Source organism: Methylobacterium sp. 174MFSha1.1 (assembly GCF_900116815.1).
Taxonomy (GTDB): Bacteria; Pseudomonadota; Alphaproteobacteria; order Rhizobiales; family Beijerinckiaceae; genus Methylobacterium.
Genome location: NZ_FPCB01000005.1, coordinates 269635 through 293230, shown reverse-complemented (window position 1 = coordinate 293230; position 23596 = coordinate 269635). Strand labels below are relative to the sequence as shown.

Below are 23596 nucleotides of genomic sequence, written 5' to 3'. Positions count from 1 at the left end.
CTTGTCCGCGCCAGTGGTCTCGGTTCTTGGTTGGGATCGCGGATGACAATCATCCGCGCGATCAGGCGCGGAGCGATGGCCCGGAGGCGATCGTCCCGTCAGATCAGCAGGTGCCGGCGCACGGTGTCGGCCGTGAGGGCGTCGCGGCCGAGATCCGCCGTCACCCGGCCCTTCTCCATGACGTAGCAGCGCTCGGCGACCGACAGGATCGTGTCGAGGTTCTGCTCCACGAAGACGATCGTGGTGCCGAGCTCGTCCCGGACCGCGCGCAGGACCCGGCCGATCATCTGGACGATCGAGGGCTGCACGCCTTCCGACGGCTCGTCGAGGAGCATCAGGGTCGGGTTCCCGACCAGGGCCCGCCCGATGGCGAGCTGCTGCTGCTCGCCGCCCGACATCGTGCCGGCGAGCTGCCCGCGGCGCTCGGCCAGCCGCGGGAAGTAGCCGTAGACGAGGTCGGTCAGCTTGCGCCCGGCCGGGCCGCCGATGAGCAGGCCCACAGTGAGGTTCTCGGCGACCGTGAGGCGCGGAAACACGTCGCGTCCCTGCGGGATGTAGCCGACCCCGAGGCGCGCCCTCGCCTCGGCCGGCAACCCGGCGAGGTCCCGCCCGTCGAGCCGGATCGTGCCCTGCGAGGCCCGGATCAGCCCGATCAGGCAGCGCATCGTCGTCGTCTTGCCGACACCGTTGCGCCCGATGATGCTGACGATCTCGCCGCGACCGACGGCGAGATCGACGCCCTGCAGGATCGGCGTGCCGCCGTAATGGGCCCAGAGTCCGGAGACCTGCAGCAGCGCCTCACCGCCCATGCGGCTCCTCCGATTCCTGATGCCCGAGATAGATCTCGGCGACCCGGGGATCCGCCACCACCTCGGCGAGCGCGCCGCGCGCGAAGGTGCGGCCGAGATGGAGGACGGTGACGCGCTGGGCCACCTGCCGGATGAACGCCATGTCGTGCTCCACCACGAGAACGGTCATGCCGCCCCGGTTGAGCGACTGGATCAGCTCGCCGGTGCGATGCGTCTCCTCGGGCGAGAGGCCCGCCGTCGGCTCGTCGAGGAGCAGCAGGGCCGGGTCGAGCGCCAGCGCCATGCCGATCTCCAGCCATTGCTGCTGGCCGTGCGCCAGCAGGCCGGCGGGCTTCGCCGCCTCGGCGGCGAGGCCGAGCAGGGTGAGGAGGCGCTCCTCCTCGCGGGCCAGCGCCGGCCCGGCATGGCGGTGCTGGAGCGCCACGTGGATGTTCTGGCGGACGGGCAGTTCCTTGAACACCCGCGGCGCCTGCATCTTGATGCTCATGCCCCGGTTGACCCGCGCGAAGGGTTTTTCGCGGGTCACGGTCGCGCCCTGGAACCGGATCTCGCCGGCGCTGGGCTGGTAGGTACCGACGATGAGCTTGAACAGGGTGCTCTTGCCCGCGCCGTTCGGGCCGATCAGGCAGTGGATCTCCCCCGCCTCGACGGCGAGGTCGACGTCGGCGACGGCGGTCAGGCCGCCGAAGCGCTTGGTGACGCCCTGCAGCTCCAGGATCGGCATCGCCTAGACCTCGTTCGGGCGGGCGGAGGGCAGCGCGCGCGAGGCCCGGCCCGTCATCGGCTTGCGGCGGAGCAGCTCGACGAGGCCGAGGATCAGGCCCTGCGGCGCCAGCATCACGGTGCCGAGCAGCAGCGCGCCCATGAGCACCAGGGCGAGCTGCTGGCTGTAGACCGTGAGGGTCTGGAAGCCGAACAGGAGCAGGAACGAGCCGACCAGCGTCGCGGTGACGTCGCTGCGTCCGGAGAACGCCACCCAGATGATCGGCATGGCGGCGGCCGGCAGGCCGATGCTCGACGGGGTGATGAACTGGCCCCAGGCGGTGTAGAGCCCGCCGCTCAGGCCGGCGAGCCCGCTGCCGAGGGCGAAGGTGGCGAGCTGGTACTTGCGGGCGTCGTAGCCGAGCAGTTCGGCGCGCTGCGCATCCTCGCGGATCGCCACCAGGGTGTGGCCGAACCGGGAATTGAGCAGCAGGCGCAGCCCGAGATAGACCGCGACGAGCAGCGCCAGGAGGCCGTAATAGAGCAGCGTGCCCTCCAGGACGAGGTCCTCGCCGCCCCAGGGCAGCGTCAGCGGGTCCATGCCCTTCATGCCGTTGAAGCCGTTGAGCCGCGCCGTCCCGATGCGCCATTCCGGCCCGGCGGTCTGGCCGAGGAAGAAGGCGAGGACCAGGGTGGCCGACAGCGTCACGATGCCGAAGAACACCCCGCCGACGCCGCCCCAGATCATGAAGTAGCCGAGCACCAGGGCCGCCAGCATCGCCAGCGCCACGGCCAGCGCGAGGGCCGCGAAGGTCGCGCCGCCCCCGCCGAGATTGATCGCGAGCACCCCGTAGCCGTAGCCGCCGATGCCGAAGAAGAAGGTCTGCCCGAAGGACAGCATCCCGCCGTAGCCCCACATCAGGCCGAGGCCCAGCGCCATGAACAGCCAGATCAGGAAGTAGGCGAAGTTGCCGACGTCGTAGGAATCGGCGAAGGCCGGGTAGACGAGGGCGGCCGCGAGCACGGCGGCGGCGGCGCCCCAGAAGGCCTTGCCGCGCCCGAAGGTCTGCGGTCCGTTGAGGAGGTGCAGCATCGCGGCTCCCGATCACCAGGGCATCTGTCGACGAATGGGCGACCGGTTCGTCGAAGGTATGCAGGACATTCAAAGACTAGAACGCTTTACAGCGGCGGCGCGATCGCGAAGCGCTCTAGCCGGCGCGCCGGACCAGGAGGCTCGACAGCCCCTCCGGCAGGACGCGGATGATGAGGATGACGGCGACCAGCATGCCGATCTGGCCGATGATCTGGCCGTAGGCGGCGTTGAGCCCCATGCGGATGGCCGCCAGGAGGACGCCGGCCGGGGCGGTACCGAGCAGGACGTTGGCCCCGCCCACCACCACGGTGACGAAGCTCTCGACCACGAAGGTCGCCCCCATGGTGGGGATCAGCGTCATCGTGGGGGCGTAGAGCGCGCCGCAGAACCCGGCGAGGGCCGCGCCGAACCCGAAGCTGATCGCGTAGACCCGGCCGACCCGCACCCCGAGCGCCCGCGCCATGTCGGCGTTCTGCATCGTTGCCCGGGCATGGACCCCGAAGCGGGTGCGCATGAACACCACGTAGATCGCGCCCAGCACCGCGAGCGCGCCGCCGAACAGGACGAGGCGATAGGTCGAGAAGGTGTAGGGGCCGACCGCGAAGCTACCCGGCGGGGTGCCGATCCCCGGCATCGACGAGCCGAGCACGAGGAGCAGCCCCTGGGTGACGATCAGGCTCAGGCCCCAGGTCGCGAGCAGCGAGTCGAGGGGGCGGCGGTAGAGCTTGCGCACGATGGCGATCTCGACCGCGACGCCGACGAGGCCCGCCACGGCGGTGGCGCAGGCCTGGGCCAGCGGCAGCGGCACGCCCGCATGGGCGAGCGCCACCGTGACGTAGGCGCCGCACATGATGAATTCGCCATGCGCCATGTTGATGACGCCCATCATGCCGAAGACGATCGCCAGACCCGCCGCCGACAGGATCAGGAACGCGAACACGTCGGCGAACTGGTAGAAGAGCGAGAACAGTTCCGCGATCACGCCGTTTCCCTCAAGTCCGGGCCTCAGGAATGGCGGCGAATGCCGTTACTTTTTCGGCAGATTGTCCGGCGTGTATTGTTCCTTGTCGTTCTTCTTGGTGAGGTCGCAGCCGATCTCGCCGAGCCAGTAGGGCTGGATCGTGCCGTAATCCTTGTCGACCGTGACCTCGTGCTTCGGCCCGACCGAGACGAGGCGCATGTGGTGCGAGGTGTGCTGGCTCTTGGGGTCGATGCAGACTTGGCCCTCGGGCGCCTCGATGCAAGCGTCGCCCGCGGCCATCACCTTGCGCAGGTCGTCGAGCTTCAGCGACTTCGCCCGCTCGGCCAGCATCCGGTACATGAAGAGGCCGGCATAGGCGTTGTAGCCCATGTCGTTGATGTAGGTCTCGTTCGGGAACTTGGCCTTCCACCGCGCCTTGAAATCGTTGGCCGCGGGCGTATCGAGCTCCTCGAACCAGTTCGCCGTGGCGTGCATGTTGTTGAGGGCCGGCGGAGCGAAGCGCTTGTGCTCGAAGCCGAGCATGATCTTGATCGAGGAGCCCATCGGCAGGTTGAGCTTGGCGGCGGCGGCCTGCTCGAAGAACGAATCCTGCGCCGCCCCGACATTGATCGTCAGCAGCCAGTCGGGCTTGGCCTTCTGGATGTTCTGGATCGTCTGGGCGAACTGCGACACGCCGAGCGGAATGAATTCCTCGCCGACGACCTCGCCGCCGAGCTTCTTCATCAGCGTGCGGTTCCACTCGGCCGAGATCTGGCCGAAATTGTAGTCCGCGGCGATGACGTAGACCTTCTTGCCGAACTTCTCGACCATCCAGGGGATCAGGGTCGAGAATTGCTGCTCGGGCACCGCCCCCATGCTGACCATGTTGGCGTCGCAGACGCCGCCCTCGTACTGGTTGGTATAGAAGTACGGGACCTTGGTGCGGTTGACGACGGGCCGCAGGGCCTCGCGCGAGGCGGAGGTGATGCCGCCGAACAAGACGTCCACCTTGTCGCGGTTGAGCAGCCTTCGCCCGAATTCCTGATAGCGGGCGTTGTCGCCCTGCGGGTCGAGGTGGATCAGCTCCAGCGGGCGGCCGAGCACGCCGCCCGCCTTGTTGATCTCCTCGACGGCGAGCTGCGCGCCGTGGAGCTTCGGCAGGCCGATCACCGCGAGGTCGCCGGAGATGTCCTCCAGGAGCCCGACCTTGATCGGGTCGGCGGCCTGGACCGGCCCGGCCAGCAGCAGCAGGGCGGCCGTGCCGGTGCGAAGGGAGCGAAGGAGCGACATGCGCGGTCGGGCCTCTCTGAGAGGGGAATGAAGGGAGGTCTCGGCTTTGATGGGCTCGGGCCTGGGCCTCTCCGGGTCGCTCCCGGGACCGGCCGCGACCGCGCCGGTCGCCGGCCTGAGGTCAGGGCGTCAGGTAGCGTTTCAGGATCGAGGCCCCCATCGTGAATTTGGGGTCGACCATGTTGCCCAGGCGCATCCGCCCGGCCTGGCTCAGGAGCATGTAGGCGTCGATCTCGTCGAAGCCGTATTCGTGGCTCATCCAGCGCACGAGCTCGCGATAGGCGATGCGGGCGGCGTCCTCCAGCGGGCGGGCGCTGCCGATGGTCATGATGAAGTCCCGCGTCTCCAGCCGCGGCCAGGGGAAGCTCCACCCCTTGATCAGGTCGATCTGGAGCGTCGCGGTCGCGCGCTGCTCGATCGCGACGCCCGACAATTCGCCGTCGCCCTGGGTGGCATGGCAATCGCCGACATAGAGGTAGCCGCCCGGGGTATGGACCGGCAGGTAGATGACGGCGCCGGGCGCGACGTCCGGCAGGTCCATGTTGCCGCCGTGATAGTCGGGCTGGAGCGAGGAGATCGCCTCGATCTCCGGCGACACCCCGATGGTGCCGATGAACGGCTCGTAGGGCAGGGTGATCGTGTCGCTCCAGCGCACGCCGTCGCGGTCGACGTGCATCTTGCGCACCCGCTCGGGCAGGGGCGGGTTGAGGAGGTTGCCGTTGCCCACCAGGCCGCCGAATTCCGGCATGATGCAGGTGGTGCCGGCGGGCTGCGCGCCCCGCGTCTCCACATCGTGGATGTAGACGGCGAGGCAGTCGCCCTTCTCGGCGCCCTCGACGACGATCGGGCCGCTCTGCGGGTTCAGGTAAGGGAAGTTCAGGAGCTGGGTCGGGCGGTCGCTCTCGCGGGTGATGACGCCGCCGAAGGCGTCCTCGGTCTCCACCGCCACCACGTCGCCGGGCGCGATGGTGAGGGTGGGCTTGGCGTAGGGGCCGTAGACGTAGTGGAAGCCGCCTTGCGCCGCCACGGTCAGGGCGTGGCGGGCTCCAGCCCGGCCCCCGCCCACGCCCCGGCGGGCCATGATCGACGTGCCGAGCCAGGCGCCGAGATCCTGCGTCATGTCGCGCTCCTTGAGAGGGCCGGGTGGCGACGGTGCCAGTCGGTGGCCGACTGGAAGGCGTGGCCGGCCCGCACCAGGGCGGCCTCGCCGAAATGCGGGCCTACGAGCTGGAAGGCCACCGGCGCACCCGCCGTGGTGAAGCCGCCCGGCAGGGTGATGGTGGGGCTGCCGGTCATGTCGAACGGGCAGGTGAAGCGCAGAAGGCCGTTCATCAGGGCGGCATCCTCGCCGAGCGTCGCCATCGTGGCGAGCGTCGGGCCGGCGAAGGCCTGGACCGGCACCGCCAGCAGGTCGACCTCCTCGAACAGCGCCCGCACGCGGCCGCGGAACGCCTCCCGCCGCAGGATGATCTTCTGGTAGTCCAGGCCGGATTGCGCCCGCCCGAGCTCGATGAGCCCGGCCAGGGCCGGACCGTACTCGTCCTTGCGCGCCGGATAGGTCGCCTCGTGCGCCACCGCGGTCTCGATCCCGCAGAGCGGGAACCAGTCGCGGATGACGTCGTCCGGATCGGGGAAGCGGACCGGAACGATTTTGGCGCCGAGCCCGGTGAGCACGTCGATCGCCGCCTGCGTCACCGCATGGGCGACCGGGTCGACGTCGCGGGCGATCCAGTCGGCGTCGACGCCGAGGCGCAGCCCCGCGACGCCGCCCTCGAGGGCGGCGGCGAAATCCGGCACCGGCAGCGGAACCGCGGTCGGATCGTCGGGGTCGGCGCCCGCGATCACGCCCAGGATCGCGCCGCAATCGGCGGCGCTGCGGGCCATCGGGCCGATATGGTCGAGGGTGGCGGCGAGCTCGAACACGCCGTAGCGGCTGACCCGGCCCCAGGTCGGCTTGAGGCCGGTGACGCCGTTGGCGGCCGAGGGAAAGCGGATCGAGCCGCCGGTATCCGAGCCGAGGGAGCCGTAGCACAGGCCGGCGGCCGTCGCGACGCCCGAGCCGCTCGACGACGCCCCGGACCAGAACTCCGCTCCCCAGGGGTTGCGCGGCGGCGTGATCGCAGGATGGTGGTCGGCATAGGCGCCCTCCGTGAGCTGGAGCTTGCCCAGGATGACGGCACCGGCGGCGCGCAGGCGCTTGACCACCGTCGCGTCCTCGCCCGGCCGGTTGTCGCGATGGATCGTCATCCCGGCGGCGGTGGGGGCGTCGGTCGTCCAGCACAGGTCCTTCACCGCGATGGGCACGCCGTGGAGCGGCCCGCGGGTACGACCCGATTCCAGTTCCGCGTCGGCGGTGCGGGCGGCCGCGAGCGCGCTCTCGGCCGTGACGCAGGCGTAAGCCCCGAGCTGCCGGTCGAGGCGCCGGATGCGGTCGAGCTGGGCTTGTGTCGCCTCGACGGACGAGACCTGCCGCGCGGCGATCCGCCGGCTGATCTCGAGAAGCTCGCAGTCATGCAGGTCTGCGTCGGACACGGCGTCTCTCCCCCTCGGTACACGGCGGTCGCGTCCCGGCCCGCGGCCCGCGCGAGGGCAGCCGCTCAGGCCAACGACGAAAGCCACCCGGGGCCGATGAGAGGCCTCGAATGGCAGCATTGCCGTTGTATCATGTCAGGCACGAGCAGGATCGAACCGGAAAGACTGTTCGACGACGCTTCCCTCAGACGATGCTGGCTGAAGAAAGACTTTCCGGTTGCGAGATCAAAGCTGGCACGAAGATCATGTCGCCAAGGCAGGCGGCCTGTCAATCGGGGTACGACGGCTTTTTTCATCGGCCGTCTTCCGCCGCATCTTGACGCCGGTCCGGGCCGGGGACGAGGCTTCCGGCAGAGCCCAGGCTCGTCCCCGCCATCTCGTCGCTGCCGTCTCGTCGCTGCCATGCCCGCACGCCGTTCCAGCCGGCCCGCCATCCCCGTCGGCGTCGTCTTCTCCCAGACCGGTCCCTACGCCATGATGGGCCGGGAGATGCTGTGCGGCGCGATGCTGGCGATCGAGGAGATCGCGCAGGATCCGGCCTTCGACTTCCGGTTCGTCCCGGTGGTGCGGGACCCGGGTGGCCGGGTCAGCGCCTATCACGACGCCTGCGACGCTCTCATCCGGCACGAGGGCGTCGATCACGTGATCGGCTGCTACACCTCGGCCTCCCGCAAGGAGGTCCTGCCGCTGTTCGAGCGGACCGAGCGCCTGCTGTGGCATCCGGCCCGGTACGAGGGCTTCGAGTGCAGCGACCAGATCATCTATGTCGGAGCCTCCCCGAACCACAACGTGGTGCCGCTCGCCCGCTACATGATCGAGTCGCTGGCCGACGAGGTGTTCTGCGTCGGCTCGAACTACGTGTGGACCTGGGAGACCAACCGGGTCATGCGCGAGATCGTCGGCGCCGCGGGCGGCCGCATCCTGGCCGAGCGGCTGCTCGATCTCGGCGGGACGGGCGTCGCCCACATGGTGGACGAGATCATGGCCCGCCGGCCGCCGGTCGTGTTCAACACCCTGGTGGGCGAGTCGAGCTACCGCTTCGTCCAGGCCCTGCACGCGGCGCTCGCCCGCGCCGGCGCCGCGATCCCGATGCTGAGCTGCAGCCTGTGCGAGCCGGAGCTCCGGCGCATCGGGCCGGAGGCGTCCGTCGGCTGCATCACCTCGTCGGCCTATTTCGAGAGCCTCGACCGCCCGGAGAACCACGCCTTCGTGGCGCGCTGGAAGGCGCGGTTCGGCGCCGGGAGCAGCCCCTCGGTGGACGGGCAGGCGACCTACGTGGCCGCGATGCTGCTCGCGCGCGCGGTGCGGCGCGCCGGGACGACCGAGGCGGCGGCCGTGCGCCAGGCGGCGGCCGGGCACGTCTTCGAGGCGCCCCAGGGGCCGGTCTGGATCGATCCCAGCAACAACCATTGCTTCGCCACCCCGCGGCTGGCACGATCCATGCCCGGGAACAGCTTCGAGATCTTCTGGGAAGCACCCGCACCGATGGCGCCCGACCCCTATCTCTCGACCCTCAACCTGGCGGGCCTCGCGGGCCGCCGGCCTCCGCGCGAGGAGATGACCATGCCGCGGCCCCGTCATCTGCGCGTGGTCAAATGAGCCGCCCGGCCGTCCCGACCGTCCGCGGATGCCGCGTCCGCCTGCTCGTCGGGGACGAGCGCGATGCCGTCCTGCTGCACCGGCAACTCCTCCGGATGGGCGCGCGGCTGGTCGAGAGCGGCGAGGCGGACGTGGCCATCGTCGACATCGACCGCGATCCGGGCCAGGTCGCCGAGGCCGGGCCGGCGGGCCTCGATCGGCGCTGCGACGCCCCGGTCGTCGCGCTGGTCGGAACGGAGACGCCGAGCCGCCTGCGCGGGATGCTCGACCGCGACCCGGCCGCCTTCCTGGTCAAGCCGCTGCGATCGACGGGCCTCTACACGGCCCTCGTCCTGGCCCTGCACACGGGACAGCGGCGGCGCCAGACCGACGAGCGGATCGCGCAGCTCGAAGACCGGATCCGCTCGCGGCGCGTCGTGGTCGGCGCCGTCATCGGCATGATGAACCGCCATGCCATGAGCGAGGCCGAAGCCTTCGCGTTCCTGCGCCGCCGCGCCATGACCCGGCGGATGACGATCGAGGAGATCAGCGCGGAGATGGCGGGCCAGGGGACCGGCGGGAATGCTGCCCGGACGGCGCGCTCCGCTCCTTGACACAGGATCGGGATCGACGGCTGCGGGACTGATACGATTTCCGGATGGTCAGTTCGGACATCGTATCGCCAGCCCGCGCGGTGGAGCCTCCGGCTCCACACACGTGAGCGAGGCCGATGTCCGCATCGCGAAAGCGATTGCGCAGCAACCGCCGAGCGATCAATCGGAAATCGCATGAGTGCACCTCACGAGATTCCCGCCGCGCTCACGGCGCCACACTGCGTGACGACGGCGATCGGGAGTCTTGTGAGAGACACTGAACCGGCCGGCCGCGGCAGCCTCATGCGCCGAGTCGAATGGGCGGCATCGATCTACTTGCGGGGAAGCCGAACGTCATCACGCAGCCGGGCCAGTTCCTGGGCCACGGCCTCGCGAGGATCAGCGGGGAGGAGCCCGGTGACAGTCAGCAGGATTCGACGCCGAGCCGCTTCGAGACATTCCGCTGCGTACCGCCTGTCTCCCCTCAGATACAAGCTGGCAACACTCTTATCCTGGAAGCTGACGACGACGAAGAACTCATCCTCGGTGATTTCCTGAAGCTCGACGCTCAGGATATTCGTGCCACCGCCCGCCATCACTGCCGATCGCCTCACCGCAAGACATGAGCATAGTCGTTGCCACTGGACGCAGGCACCCCCAAACGGGTGATACCCCGTGTTTCGACTACTGATGCACCAGCTGCGAGAGGGTGAGCGCCTTCCGCCTCGACGGCGCGGACGCGGAAGACGGCCCCGGTGCGGTGGGGGAGGCTTGATGGCGGCGGGTGGCCAGATACCCGAGCGTTCCGCAAACCGCACTCCGCGCCCCGGAAAAAAATCGAAGCTTTTCTCCAGCCCTGAGCGCCTTGCTCAATGTGGTCAATCCGATCATACGAGCCGTCAGACGGGTTTCAAGGCGTCCTCGAACCATGCCGCTCTATCGATTCAGGTTGAGCATCTTTGGTCAACTTCTCGACGAAGTCGGCTCTCTCAACCTTGCAGACGGAGACGCTGCGTTGGGAAAGGCCCATCAGCTCGCCAGGGCGCTTCTCACTCTCGCCGACAGCAGCGTGCCGTGGACGGAAGCGGAGGTGGTGGTGGAATGCGGAGACGGCCGTGACCCGATCACCGTGCCGATAGGGGCCCTCGCCGCATCCGAGGCGGGGCCCGGCACTCATTAGAGCGGTTGCCGCTCAGTGAGTAGCGGCGAGGGGCTGGTGGCCCGTACACCCGTCGCGGCGCGATGACCGGAGCGGCTCATCTGGCCTACATGCGGGACGAGTCGGCGCCGAGTTTGCGCCCAGGCGACACGCTGATCCTCGACAACGTATCGGATCACAACGACGATTGCTCGAGTGCAGGGCGTTTCCGCCGGTACAGTCCGACCCACCGCAAACAGCCCCCGGCGTCCCGAAGACCCTCTCGGAAGCTTGCCCATGAGTCCTGCCCGCATCCAGATTCAGGTCGCTCACGGTCTGTTCCAAGAGGGTTTAAGGTCTCTCCAGACTACGCGTGGATCACCCGCCCATACGCGTCGAGCACGCTCTCGTGCATCATCTCCGAGAGCGTCGGGTGCGGGAAGACCGTGTGCATCAGCTCTTCCTCGGTGGTGATTAATCATTGAAAATCATCATCTTAGGGTAGGCTGCCGCGGTTGAGCCTGAGTGACGAGAAAAGATCGCTGAGCACGCTTGGCACGAATTTGTCACAGCGAGTGCAGCAATGGCTTCGTTTCGAAAGCGTCAGGGTAGTTGGCAGGTTCAGGTCCGAAGGAAGGGAGCGCCGTTGGTTACCCGGACGTTCGCCTCCAAATCAGATGCTCAAGCGTGGGCGAGGCAGATCGAGACCGAGGCGGATCGAAGGGGACTGCCTACTGACCGCAAAGCCTTGGATCGGATGACCGTGGGCGACATCCTCGCGCGCTATAGAGACACCGTCACTCCGACTAAGAGGGGAGCAGTCCGGGAGGGGATGGCGATACGGGTGCTCCTGAAGCACGGACTGGCGAAGGTGCCTTTGAGCAGCCTGACAGTGGCCAAGGTAGCGGCTCACCGGGATCTCAGGCTGAAGACCGTGAAGCCAGCGAGCATAAATCGGGAACTGGCACTCTACAGCCACGCCTTCGAGGTAGCCCGGAAGGTGTGGGACATACCGATTTCCGAGAACCCGTTCGCACTCGTCACCAAACCCAAGGTGGCCGATGAACGCTCAAGGCGGTTGGAGACGGGGGAATGGGAGATGCTGCGCGAGGCGTGCCGTCGATCCCGTAACCCACACCTGCTGCCGATGGTCGAGTTCGGGCTTGAGACGGCTATGAGGCGAGGGGAGGTGCTGCGACTTCGGTGGAGGGACATCGATTGGACTCGGCGTACCCTGCACATCCCGAAGGCCAAAAACGGTCATCCCCGGACCATTCCACTTACGAGTCGGGCCTTGAGCCTGCTACGGGAGCTGAAACCGGCCGACATGACACCGGACGCGCTGGTGTTCCCGACAACCGAGGATGCCGTGAAGATGGCTTGGCGTAGGGCTATGGGACGCGTCTCGCTGCCGGACTTCCGGTACCACGACCTGAGACACGAGGCCGTCAGCCGGTTCTTCGAAATGGGCCTGAGCATCCCTGAGGTGGCACTCATAAGTGGACACAGAGATACTCGTATGCTGATGAGATACACGCACCTGAGACCAGAAACCATCGCCGATAAGTTACGAGACATAAGCCGCTCAACGTAAATCAAAGCGATAGAATTCGCATCTAGAACCCTCTTCACCTTCAATACCGGTATGAATGTGCCTGAGGTAGCGATGGTAAGCGGGCATCGATCCCCGGCCATGCTGTTTCGATACACGCACCCGAAGCCCGAGCACGTCGCTGCCAAGCTGGCGATGCGGGATGCACGTCACCTGAAAGGAGGTAGCAGCGCAGGTGATTCTGAAACATCGGCTGATGACGCCTAAGGCCCCGCAACCAGCGAGGTAGCCACTCCCCCGGCCCTCTGGGGTATGAACGTCAAGCTGGCGAGCTTCAACCGGAAACAGGCACTCTTGGCGCCACGCCTTCGAGGGTACGCGGAGGATGTGCGACGTGCAGCTACCTAAGAACCCCTTAGGCCCTAGCGACCAAGCCGAAGGTAGCTGATGGCCGTACAAGGCGATTGGAGCCAGGAACCCCCATCGAACGAGGTGGGCGAGACAGCAGACATGGGGCAATTATAGCCCAGATATAAACGCAAGGAGGTGAGCGAGTCGTAATGAACCAACGCTCACCCACCCACATCGCGCAAATCAACAACCTAATCTATTGATCGCTTGAATTCTGACGATCGATATTATTAATATATTTCTCAGCTTCTGTTCGATATTGTATCACAACTGTTTCCGGCCTTCCCAGATGGAGGTAACTGATTATATCTGAGTTCGCAATGGCTTTATATATTTCATTATCTAATCGATTGGGTTGAGTGGAAATGCCAATCAGATATTCCCGAATATCTGAGAAAACATCATCTCTGGGCGTGTCTACAATCCTACTCACTTGATAATGCGAATCCATATTCATTGGTATTACTTTCGTATTTTCCAGATGCCTCAAGATGTCCGTCGTGAGTTGACGGCGAAGCATTCCCGACACGATTTCCAACCAAGTAAGTGAGCGTCCGAGCATTTTGAGTGCTGCCGGAATATAATCAGTCACTCGATAAAGCAATCTTGCTGTAAAAATAGCCGCATGAGAAGCATTCAGCGGGAAAACAGAACCAAGAACCGAGCGAGATCCAAGGGCGAGAAATCCATTAGCTACGGTCGCATGGTTTCTATCGGCCGCATGAGTATCACATGCACTTAAGATAACGATAGGCGGCACGCGCTTCAAATCTCCTCGCAATCTCCAAACATCTATCGGTTCCTTGTTTAGCCAAATAACTCCAGGCTGATCTTGCCTATGAGATCCATGTCCATCAAAAACCATGATCATTCCATTAAATGCATTCAACGCATCTATAAATTCGTTTCTGGTCTTCACATTGACACGTGTTAATCTAAGTTTATTGCGCCATTGCTTGCCGAATTGCTCAAAGGCTAAGTCGAACGGCTTGCCAACGATGTCGTCATTAGCGAGACCTCCAATTACGAGCACATCCAGCAAGTCATCAGGCTCAAGAAACATAGTTTGAACTGCTGCCGCTGTCCCTACAAATGCATTGCCAGGGGTTACTGGTAACCGTGCTACATTATAACGAAGTCCTAGGGGAAATCCCTTTATATTAAGCCATTCGACATGGGCATCTGATATAATACGAACACCGTTTTTTGATCGTTGAAGCAGATCATAGAATTCTGTGGGAAATGCGTCACTCAAAGCACGCTGCACGTCACGGAATAGTTCGGATCTTTTCTGTATTTGAGACTTCTCAGCTCGATAATGTTGTGCGAATTGCCTGACTATCCCTTTTGTTCTATTAATTCTGTTTGGCAATCGAACTACTGCGCTTATTTCAGATGCCGCTAAACAAGCTACAATTTCGTTTCCAAATCGAACCTCACTAGCTCTCATTATTAATAAGGGATTAAATTGTACATTATCCTTATTTTTGGTTTCTAACAAATCTATCCCAAAGATAGCTTCTACTTGAGCCTTTGATGACGTAGAGAAATTGTAACTCGACTGTCTTTCGATCATACGAATCGCACTGAGAATTCTCTTTCGTGTTTTGATATCTAATTCTGATTTACCGCCCTTAAACGACCGGAGATCGTATGTCGCAGGGCAGTATAAATTCAAATCAATGGATTGGGGAAATGCCCTATTGATCTGTCGAGGCTTCTCTGCGTCTCTAATATCCAAAACCGTATGCGTAGTACGCACAATCTGTTCGACGTATTTCTTTTCATCGCGAGTATATCGAAATGGCTCAACACTCCAGATTGCATATCCTGCTGCTCTAAGTGTTATTACATTAGGAGCAATGGTTCCATGTCCTTGTATTTCGTATTCAAGGCTCAGTTCAGGCATTTCTACCCACGACGAGATAGCATTCCTTGCTTCCGCAGCGCCAGATACCTTGCCTCTATCCTCCAGTATTGAGCAAACATTCAACAGGCGGTCACGCAGACTCTCAAATGAAAGTTCTGAATAAGATATATGCCCTCCTTTAGAGGCTATCACAGTTAATGGTGCAGGGCACGCATCTATCCAATATCTGTAATCATCGATTGACTCCTCGGGCCCTAGCATTACGATTGTAAATGCCAAAAACTCAGGTATCATTTGCGACTTAAGTGTTCTTGGGGACTGACCAAGCCAACGTATCGGGTTAACACCGCTGATACGCTTCAACACTCTATACGGCACTTGGTCGGGTGTGAGTTCAAGTATATCTGACGGAAACTGTTGTATAAATTCAAGCAGATGCGCGTTCTCACACAAACTGGGGGCGAAACCCTGAAAGGGCGTAGCATCCTCTGGTTTCCAGTCTGGCACACTGATAAGAAATATTATTGAAGTGTCAAGTTCGGGTAGCATGGGCATGGCTCTGACTGTAAGAATCATTTGGATAAGATGCGCGTTGTGACGCTTACGCGATTCCACGCGCTTTTTCAAATCGGCGCTTGCATATTATTAATACAATGTCTCACATTAGAGTCGTTACACGTGCCCCTGAGTGACGAACGTTATCAAATCGAAATGCTAATTAGTAATATCTTTTGTAATAAAATGCCTATATGCAGGTGTTAAAATAGCAGAAAACAACAATTTCAACTTGGGATGCTAAGCTGGGCGTCTTGCCATTCCTTGAGGGTCTGCCCGGTGCTGACGAGGCGCCACGCCGTCCTTTCATTCGTGTTACGATTTGCAACAACCGCGGCTGCTGCGCTTGCACTCGTGAAGGTCACTGCTACTCGGAACCGAAGGAGCTGCGATACTGGCACGAGCACAAGGCGGCCTTCGGCGATGAGCTGGTCACGTAGCGACGAGTAACCCTTGCTAGCGAAGTCGCTTTTCGCGGTGGCTGTCGAACCTTCAAGGACGGTCACCTCTCCATCCACCTCAACTGCCATAGCCTTGTAGCCGAGCTTGTCACTCGCGAAGACCAATTCCAAAGGCGACCCAGACGCCTGCTCAGCCTCCTTGCTCGGCGTTGCAGGGGCAGTGACGCGTCCCTTGGGCCGGAGGAAATCGAAGCCCACCACCGGCAGAATCACCTCCACCTGAGCAATGAAGAACTCCATATCCGAGATATCGCTCTCGGGGAGGGCCTTGCGTCCGGGCTCGTTGCCGATGGCGAGGTTGGCTCGGTCGGCACCCTTCGTCAGTTCCACGAATCGGTGCTCGAGGTAGCGGACGTGGGACTTGGTTAGGTTGGCATCCTTGGACGTGACGACGCAGACCCGGCTCCAAAAATCCTTAGAAGCGTCCTTGGCATGGGACTTGATGCGGTCGATGAAGCTGTCACTCTCTCCGACGTAAACCCGAACCCTGGTGGGTTGGTCAGGATCGTCGCCCACAAGGAAGTAGACACCCGTGCGGCTGACCTTATTAGGGCAGCGACGATGTAGCGAACCATTTCAAGGATAATAGAGCCGCAACGGACTTGACACGGCATCACTCCATGTAATCATCTAAGATATGGCACGGTCTGAGTGGGCGATGGAACACCGGGACCGGATCAAAGGTAGACACCATACCACCACAGCCCATACCATATCTAATTGTTGCGCGAGATGGTAGTCATGCTGACCACATGCGGTTCTTCGAAAGTTGGGGCGTAGCGTGAAAATAAAACCCATCCGACTCAATGAGTTCCTCATCAAATCAAATACTCCTTCTGACAGCAACCTTCCCTTAGTTCATTCCGCTATGGCTGCAAGATTGCTCGATATACTGAATGACGAAAGACTTTTGGCAACTCCATGTAATGTTTTTATGGGTGATAATCTCTGCTACCTGTTTGTTGGACGCCCGTCATACAAAGTTCCGGCTTCAGAAAATCCATCAGAATGGCAGCTGCCAGTGGTCTTTGTACTGAGATTCGCTCATGAGCTTCCAATCAAACGCATCTTCCCCTTTGACAGCGGTGCGTTTGTCGGGAAAAGATTACCTAACTATATAACTTGCTTTGATATCAATAATTACGATGTATCGGTAAACAAAAATAATATCGGTCGGTTAGTTTCTGTATTTTTTGGAGATGACGCGAGATATATAAAAAGAAGATCGTTTGATATATTCGATATCAAAGAACGCTATGAAATCGATGCGCGGCATCAGGAAATCGCTGCCCTTGCTCGGTTATATAGAGAAGATTCAAATGCTAATTTCGACGATAGGGCAGCTGCAATTGAGCTGCAAATCACGGAAGATATATATCTTACTAGTCAAAACGTTCTAGGTATTGTGATGCCGTCCGAGTACGCTCGCATTCCAGGATTTCGGGATTCGATTTTTCATATAACGGACGCTATAGAAACATACGACTTACATCCGCTCAACAGCGCCAGTCATTATGGACTAATATACGAAGCCGTGAATAACATATATAGGCGATACGGATTATATAAATGAATAGGCGATCGACTCTTAATATGATTGGTGCCGTACAACTTATAAAATCCCTTGACACTATTGGAATTGCGGTATTTTCAGCCAGAGATACAAACCAAATGTTTGTCGCTGAGACTGATTTCGACCTCAGAATTACGAGATTTATAACGTTTTATAATACGGAAAACTATTATATAAACTATGCAACCCCCGACAGCCATAATAATAAACGATATAATTTAGGCGACCCTGGGCCTATTCCATTTTGGATAAATGAATTAATGGAGGTTATTGATGGAGATGCAGAATCTTTGACACCTGCCTTATTGTTTGGCGAAGCTGCAGTCAAAGAATCATCAGTACTGGCAGACATGACGCGGATCCTCGGAAACGCCCGGGATGGCTTCTATAAGCGTCGCGACAGAGTTTGGGCTACAGAGTCAATCGGACAGCAGTTTGACGATGTCATAGAAGCTCCTCCGGTACACTCCCGGTATTGGGTTTCGCGATATAGAGTTGCTGTCGCTACGGTGAGGAAGCTAGCTGACCCACCTTGCCCCATCGATAACGAACTACGCCTTTCAGCGACTAAATGGCTGCGTAGGTTCGGCTCTAAAACGGAGTTGATGCAACTCAGTGCGGTGCTCGGGAAGGAAGAAGATGGCGTATTTCGAGCAAATCAGACGCGTGATCATATCTTTGCCTACCTGACAAACAAGATCGCGCTTGGTGATTATAGGGATGTTGAAAAATCCCACAAACTTAATCTAATATTGTCACATTTCCCAGACGGAATTTATAATGCGTGGATCAATCAAGGATGGCCCAAGGTATCTTTTAAATATCTCAAGCCGAAAGATTTTCGTGTCATCATGAAAAGAGAACTTCACGAGGCACACCTTACTGGAAATTTTGGAAAGGCATTTAATTTATCAATATTATTATTTGGTGATACGAATGCCCCTAAAGACGTTATGGAAATTGGAGATCCAATACTCACTGAACGTGTAAAATTGTTTCGCATTCGCAAAGATAACGCTTTCAAAAACATATTTCCAAGACGGGCCCAGGCAGCCAATTGGCCTATGCACGCTAAGCAACTTCAGGAGGAACACAAAAGACTGATAATGCTTGATGCCATGATCCACGGAGGTGGAAGATTTGACCTTCGACATGTCGAAGGTCGGTTTGGCATGTATCAATCAGATGTTACAGATTTAAAGCGATACGCGGGCCAATTTGTATCCCGTTCCTCTCGGCGCAGCTAATTTTATTTCTACATATCCGGTTACTCAACTCTGCAGATCAAAACAACATCGGCAACTTGATAAATTTTACAGGTCCGATTCGAGCCCAATCTGCTGCTTCGCTCGCGATCCTGTCCACTCTCCCGTTCGGCCCGTGCCCCGCGTGCCCCTCTACCCACTCTCGAGTCACACTCCAAAACCCCGCGACGGCCACCTCGATTTACTGCCATAGTCCTCGACCGCGACCGGATTCCCACAGGCTGCCTTCTATAGCTTGGCTCTTCCGGCATGGGTCCCTTAGTAGCGCCCTGGAGCACGCGCCGGGTGTCTTCGAACATGGTTCTGGTTCCCACGGCCAGTTACGATCCGACCATGGCAGCCCGACGAATGACTTCGATTCTGAAAGCTTACGGGTTGACGCAATATCCAACCGGAAGGGCACTGACCGACACGTCCCAAGGAGGAAGCACGTACGGACATCTGAACGCCGGCCAATAAGACATGTCAGTCCAGAAAGTCGTCTATGCTTGTCGAACGATCATACGCGAACCATACCATCGTCACGGCCGGTCCCACTATCGGCTCGGGCTTCCATCACTCTTGGACCATTGACAAACTTCGATGCAAGCCAGATCGCGAACCCAATTAGCAGTAGTTTGGTGATGGTAATTCGACGTGGACCGCGATCATCCTCGACATAGAACGAACCAATCCATACGATTACCAACATCAATGCTGCGGACAGCTTCATACAGGCGATTAATGATCCAGCGATTGGGCCGTTGAAATATATAGAACTTACGATCGTTCCGAAGAAACTCCATAACCACACTAGAAATCCTACCACAAGGACCAGACCCAACATCGGATTGGATTTTGAAATTGCAACTATCTCGGTCACGGGTCTCGTTTCATGGCTCGAAAATGCAATTATAGACAATGAAGCGGCTATGACCACTGCGATGGGAATAAGGAATATTGAGGCTGTCATGCCGGCATCAACTATCGAATTGAACACAACGTATTTCGAACCGCAACCCAACACAAACAGTACGAAGGCACTTCCGGCCATCAATGATAACGCGACTGATATATAATATCTCAGATCATCGTCAGTCATCTCCTTCGATCCGAGATTACTATTGATATATGATCGCGCCTCGTTGTCGGCTTTCGAGCTAATTGTGGGTGATTGAGGCTGCTTTTTGCTGTCGTTATTATTGATAGTAGAAGTAGGAGAGGGGAGGGCGCTGACGGATGCCGGTGGCGTCGTTGCGACCCGATCATTGACCGCCAATCGCGCCTTCACGGCCCTCGGAAGGTCGCTCAGGTAGGGCCCTCTCACGAACTCCGAACCACTACCTCCGCCATACACGCTGTCATATCGAGCCTCGAGGTCGGATATGGCCTCGCTGCATAGGCGCGTTTCGATAACAGTATTGATCGCTGCCCGAAGCTCAGGCTGGGACGGTGAGGCGGATAGGCGGTTCCTTACAGCTGAGGCCACACAGTCAGTTGCCGACCGGACGTATGGCATCACCAAGCGTCGATCCGTGTCGCTCTGCCGTTCCTGTGCTCTCGCTGAACCTGCCACGGCGCCGATTGCGATTACCAGTAATGCTAGCCGCCTGATGATGGTCATCGCCATACCCTTAAGACGGAGAGAACTCCGCTTCTAGGGCACTGTATCGTATCATGATCCGTGGGCAAACGGAGAAGCCGTAGTCACACTCCGTCTCATGAAGCCTGAGTTGAACTACGCCATAGGGACGAGGGTCCGCCGAGCCCGTGAAGCTGCCGGTCTGACTCAAGAGGCACTAGCAGGTGCCATCGATCGCAGCAAAGAAGCGATCAGTAATATAGAACGGGGCGTGAATCTACCTACTATAGATACTCTTCAAAGAATTTGCGATGTGACCGGCATTCCCATTGGGTATATGTTTGATGATGCACCGCAAACTACCGACGCATTGAACCTTAAAACTGAGATTGATATGATAATTATGAAAATGAACGTTAGCGATTTGAAGTTTATATCGGAATTCCTTAGGTTATATATCGATAAACAAAAGCAAGCCGATTGCCGCTCATCGCCGTAATGTATTTACTAGTAATGTACATTCATAGACACCTTCGAGACTTTACCAACACCCTTCCTTCTCGAGGTGGAGGGTGGAAGTAAATACCTATCTTATTAAATATTAAATATCATGTATAAGAAGAAAGATATGTTCTCACCTCCACCATCCACCTCTTAGAAGCAAGTACTACGAGTAGTATATTGCATGTCAGGATGCTCGTCGGTGATCCCCTGGCGGCAGTAGGAGTAGGAAACGCAGCCTATAGTGCGTTGACGCGGTATGAAGGCGGGTTCACCGAAAAACTATCGATGGACGAGCATTTGGCTCTAGACGCGGCTGAAGGGGCCGGGTTCTGTGCTGCCGCGTTACTACTGGACAACGAGTGCAGGGACGTAAGGGGTTTCTCCTTGGATACCGCCTGTTTGCGCTTGCTGCCGCCCTACTAACAGATAAGCAAGTTAGACAGCTGTGATGTTAATCTACGGCCGGCATCATCACGGCTTATAGCTCCACCCAGCTAGGCCGTGGAGCGACCAGAGCTTGTACCGGTCAGTTCATCATGATCTCAGCTGTGAGGATGCGCCCGGGAGAGCTATCCACGAGATACGGACGCATGCTTAGAACTTGTACCACCGCACCCGCTAAGTAATAGTGATGGACCTATCATAGTTCCGAGAGGGGACAAGCGTGTAGCTCTAGGAACTCAATAGAATAATCACATCCAGTTAGCATGAAAGAACAAGTAGAAGATAGAATGACTTGGGCAAAATAATAGCGCGATACGTCAAGGATGTTGCATCGAATCTATTTGTACATATAGCACTAATAAATCAATATTATATTATTTACAGACTAAAACTGGATTTATATCAGCTGATTTTCTAAATATTTTTTTTCCTCGGCCCAGGACGTTATAAACGCGGTGGTCTTTACCTACATCCCCGGACCAAGTTATCGGCGGGTTGACACCTTCTCCAATCGCCCAATAATATATAAATCGTCCGGCCGTAACTACTTCCGCATTGGAGTCGTCTTTTATTTTGACTGATTGTTTGTAATTGATAGTTTCGCCGATCTCACTCGCGATTACAAAGTTGCTAGCTCCATTTTGGTGCAAAACATATACATCAATATCCGTTTTACTGCAATCGTTTTTTACAATGATATTACTGGATTTTTTTTGGATGTCCTCACCCAACGAACATGATGTCATTTTATCGATCGCGGCTTCTGTGAGAATCGCGTTGCTGGTTACATAACCTCCATATGACTCAACGGTCATGCGCATTCTTAATTCTGGGTACAAAGAAGGAGTTATCACTCGAATGGCTATGTTATTCTTGATCATAAGGCGCGCCAAGGTCTTGATGGCTCTTAGTGGAACATCAGGAGTACATGTAATAGCATTAGATTTAGTTGACTCGCTGGACTGTCTAGTGGAAAACGCAATGTTACTTGCTTGCAAGAGCTTCATTATCGCGCCGTCGTCCGCGGATCGGTCGAAATATACCAGATCCACTCCATTCATATCATTAAGGGCATCTAACTTTTCCCGAGTTTCCCTAGTATCGTATTCGCCTTTGCTTCTTGCTTTGGAAGCTATATTTGCTTTGGCCTGATCCTGTTCAGCCTGCAGTTCGGCAGAATCACGTTCGTATTTAAAGAACAGGCCTGTTTTATAACAAGAACCAGATCCACTTTCATACCGCAAACCCCAGCTTGCCCCTCCGGTCTCCAAGAAAGCGATGTCATACACACAGCGGCTTTTGGTGTTTTCGAAGGCAAAGTTGCCACCTCCATCTATTTCACCTGATCTTACTACGCCGAAGACTGGCCCTCCCTGCGAAAACACACGTCCATCAGCTTCGATAATCACTGTAGTAGCCGAATTAATCTCACGCCATTTTCCTACTAGCCGGTTGAATAAGCTGTTCTGAGCTCGAACGGGTGACGACACAATCGAGACCATTAGCAAACATAATAAAACAATTGCCAAGGTGCGAGTGATAGTTTGAATATTTCGCACATCCAATGCAGAAACCGACATCTCGTAGAATCCTACGCTCCGCCGATACTTCATGAGACTCGTGAATAAATCCCATCAGGACAGCCGCGCCAGGAATTTCTGGTGATTCTAAAAAGAACATTTTGTCCGCCACGAATAAAATTAACGAAATATGCGCATCGGTAGTTTTGGTTATCTATAGTGCCTGAAAAGCAGAAATTCGCTCCACCGTCTATGCACCGGCCGGCCGACCCAGATAAGTTGACATCTGAATTTGAGAAAACTGAACCAAATTGGTCGATCATGATCTGTGTTCCATCGTTGGTACTGACCCATGTTCCTACAAGTTCGTTGAACCTGTTCCTTTGTGCAGACGCCTCTGAAACAAACATAACAACAAGCATTGCTGGGATGAGCTTCCATACTTTCATTTCAACCTCCATATTCTGAGGACACGATAGCCAAAACTCAGATAGACCCTTTCAGTGATTAGCCCGACGACCGCAGATTCGCAGCCTCAGTCTACCTAACAAAAGATACAGATATCCAACATGCTCTCCGTAGGCAATGAGATATGATGTCCGTCATTGATACTACTGAAAGCAGGATAGCTTTATCAAGCTGGAGCTCGCCCAGACGTGCGAATGCCCAAGCTTATGCGAATTTAGCCCTGAAAATAATAGTACCTTGTTTCTTATCCGTGTCAACTCGCGCGCGCAGTGGAGTGCTGCCGATGAGGCTTGAACTGGTGGTAGAGCCCAACGGTGACAGCATGCCGTTAGCTGTATCAGTTGATAAAGTGCTTGCCTGGCGGCAGTTGACCACTCGCCACTAGAAGCCGCATCCTCGCAGATGTGTACAGGGGTGGCAGCCCGGGAGCCCGGAGGTGGCACGAAGGAAGTTGGCGGTAGCTCGTCTTCTGCAGACAGCAGAACGACCGCCTGAGAGATATGCGGTCACCCAGGTTCTATTATCGCAGCGTGGAGGAGGTTCGGCGATCGTCAGCGAGGACGTCACTCAAGGCTTGGACCATGCCTTACCACCGCCGGATGAGGCACAAACCCCGGACCGCCTTCAACAGCTTATGGCTCTCCTGATCGAGCGGGATGCACTCGGCAGAGCGGTTGAGCCAGATGGTGCGAGACCCGTCGATCCGACCCGACTCG

The 23596-nt window shown here is 58.4% G+C and carries 18 protein-coding genes; 7 read left to right on the top strand and 11 right to left on the bottom strand.

The window, feature by feature from the left end:
- Window positions 1-98 precede the first annotated feature (98 nt).
- From BM430_RS03265 to BM430_RS03235, 7 genes are all read right to left on the bottom strand, one after another.
- Window positions 99-809 carry an ABC transporter ATP-binding protein gene (locus BM430_RS03265; RefSeq protein WP_177302912.1) on the bottom strand — a complete coding sequence of 237 codons (711 nt, stop codon included), beginning with the start codon at window positions 807-809 and terminating at the stop codon, window positions 99-101.
- Entirely contained in the window at window positions 799-1533 is a 735-nt protein-coding gene (locus tag BM430_RS03260) for an ABC transporter ATP-binding protein (RefSeq protein ID WP_093565249.1), read from the bottom strand. Before BM430_RS03260 ends, BM430_RS03265 begins: the two co-directional genes overlap by 11 nt.
- A 3-nt stretch (window positions 1534-1536) precedes the next feature.
- Window positions 1537-2604 carry a branched-chain amino acid ABC transporter permease gene (locus tag BM430_RS03255; protein WP_093565247.1) on the bottom strand — a complete coding sequence of 356 codons (1068 nt, stop codon included), beginning with the start codon at window positions 2602-2604 and terminating at the stop codon, window positions 1537-1539.
- A 115-nt stretch (window positions 2605-2719) separates the two neighbouring features.
- Complete coding sequence (locus BM430_RS03250) at window positions 2720-3586, bottom strand: ABC transporter permease subunit (protein ID WP_093565245.1); 867 nt, start codon at window positions 3584-3586, stop codon at window positions 2720-2722.
- A 45-nt stretch (window positions 3587-3631) separates the two neighbouring features.
- On the bottom strand, window positions 3632-4855 hold the full coding sequence (locus tag BM430_RS03245; protein WP_093565242.1) for an urea ABC transporter substrate-binding protein: 1224 nt from the start codon (window positions 4853-4855) through the stop codon (window positions 3632-3634).
- Window positions 4856-4976: 121 nt separating this feature from the next.
- On the bottom strand, window positions 4977-5975 hold the full coding sequence (locus BM430_RS03240) for an acetamidase/formamidase family protein (RefSeq protein WP_093565239.1): 999 nt from the start codon (window positions 5973-5975) through the stop codon (window positions 4977-4979).
- Complete coding sequence (locus BM430_RS03235) at window positions 5972-7387, bottom strand: amidase (protein ID WP_093565233.1); 1416 nt, start codon at window positions 7385-7387, stop codon at window positions 5972-5974. The genes BM430_RS03240 and BM430_RS03235 overlap by 4 nt, the downstream gene beginning before the upstream one ends.
- 402 nt (window positions 7388-7789) lie before the next feature.
- On the opposite strand from BM430_RS03235, the gene BM430_RS03230 reads away from it, so the two are divergent.
- The 4 genes from BM430_RS03230 (at window position 7790) to BM430_RS03210 (ending at window position 12290) form a co-directional block, all read left to right on the top strand.
- Complete coding sequence (locus tag BM430_RS03230) at window positions 7790-8986, top strand: transporter substrate-binding domain-containing protein (protein WP_093565229.1); 1197 nt, start codon at window positions 7790-7792, stop codon at window positions 8984-8986.
- Complete coding sequence (locus BM430_RS03225; RefSeq protein ID WP_093565226.1) at window positions 8983-9579, top strand: ANTAR domain-containing response regulator; 597 nt, start codon at window positions 8983-8985, stop codon at window positions 9577-9579. Before BM430_RS03230 ends, BM430_RS03225 begins: the two co-directional genes overlap by 4 nt.
- Before the next feature lie 296 nt (window positions 9580-9875).
- A complete protein-coding gene (locus tag BM430_RS33755) occupies window positions 9876-10184 on the top strand; it encodes a hypothetical protein (RefSeq protein WP_143131946.1) in 309 nt (102 codons plus the stop codon).
- 1269 nt (window positions 10185-11453) lie between these two features.
- Complete coding sequence (locus BM430_RS03210; protein WP_244539291.1) at window positions 11454-12290, top strand: site-specific integrase; 837 nt, start codon at window positions 11454-11456, stop codon at window positions 12288-12290.
- A 565-nt stretch (window positions 12291-12855) separates the two neighbouring features.
- Here BM430_RS03210 and BM430_RS33750 read toward each other — a convergent pair.
- Both BM430_RS33750 and BM430_RS03205 read right to left on the bottom strand, forming a co-directional pair.
- Window positions 12856-15144 carry a CHAT domain-containing protein gene (locus BM430_RS33750; protein ID WP_143131945.1) on the bottom strand — a complete coding sequence of 763 codons (2289 nt, stop codon included), beginning with the start codon at window positions 15142-15144 and terminating at the stop codon, window positions 12856-12858.
- Between the two features lie 167 nt (window positions 15145-15311).
- Complete coding sequence (locus tag BM430_RS03205; protein ID WP_093565216.1) at window positions 15312-16061, bottom strand: GIY-YIG nuclease family protein; 750 nt, start codon at window positions 16059-16061, stop codon at window positions 15312-15314.
- 265 nt (window positions 16062-16326) lie between these two features.
- Here BM430_RS03205 and BM430_RS33745 point away from each other — a divergent pair, with 265 nt between their 5' ends.
- On the top strand, window positions 16327-17118 hold the full coding sequence (locus tag BM430_RS33745; protein WP_210188399.1) for a hypothetical protein: 792 nt from the start codon (window positions 16327-16329) through the stop codon (window positions 17116-17118).
- Window positions 17115-18365, top strand: coding sequence for a hypothetical protein (locus BM430_RS33740; RefSeq protein WP_143131943.1), 1251 nt, complete (start codon window positions 17115-17117; stop codon window positions 18363-18365). Before BM430_RS33745 ends, BM430_RS33740 begins: the two co-directional genes overlap by 4 nt.
- A gap of 517 nt (window positions 18366-18882) precedes the next feature.
- Here BM430_RS33740 and BM430_RS33735 read toward each other — a convergent pair.
- A complete protein-coding gene (locus tag BM430_RS33735) occupies window positions 18883-19986 on the bottom strand; it encodes a hypothetical protein (RefSeq protein WP_143131942.1) in 1104 nt (367 codons plus the stop codon).
- A gap of 109 nt (window positions 19987-20095) precedes the next feature.
- Between BM430_RS33735 and BM430_RS03200 the strand changes: the two genes are divergently transcribed.
- Window positions 20096-20443: a helix-turn-helix domain-containing protein gene (locus BM430_RS03200; RefSeq protein WP_177302911.1), complete on the top strand. Its 348-nt coding sequence runs from the start codon at window positions 20096-20098 to the stop codon at window positions 20441-20443.
- A gap of 823 nt (window positions 20444-21266) precedes the next feature.
- On the opposite strand, the gene BM430_RS33730 is transcribed toward BM430_RS03200, so the two are convergent.
- On the bottom strand, window positions 21267-22472 hold the full coding sequence (locus tag BM430_RS33730) for a hypothetical protein (protein ID WP_143131941.1): 1206 nt from the start codon (window positions 22470-22472) through the stop codon (window positions 21267-21269).
- Between the last annotated feature and the right edge of the window lie 1124 nt (window positions 22473-23596).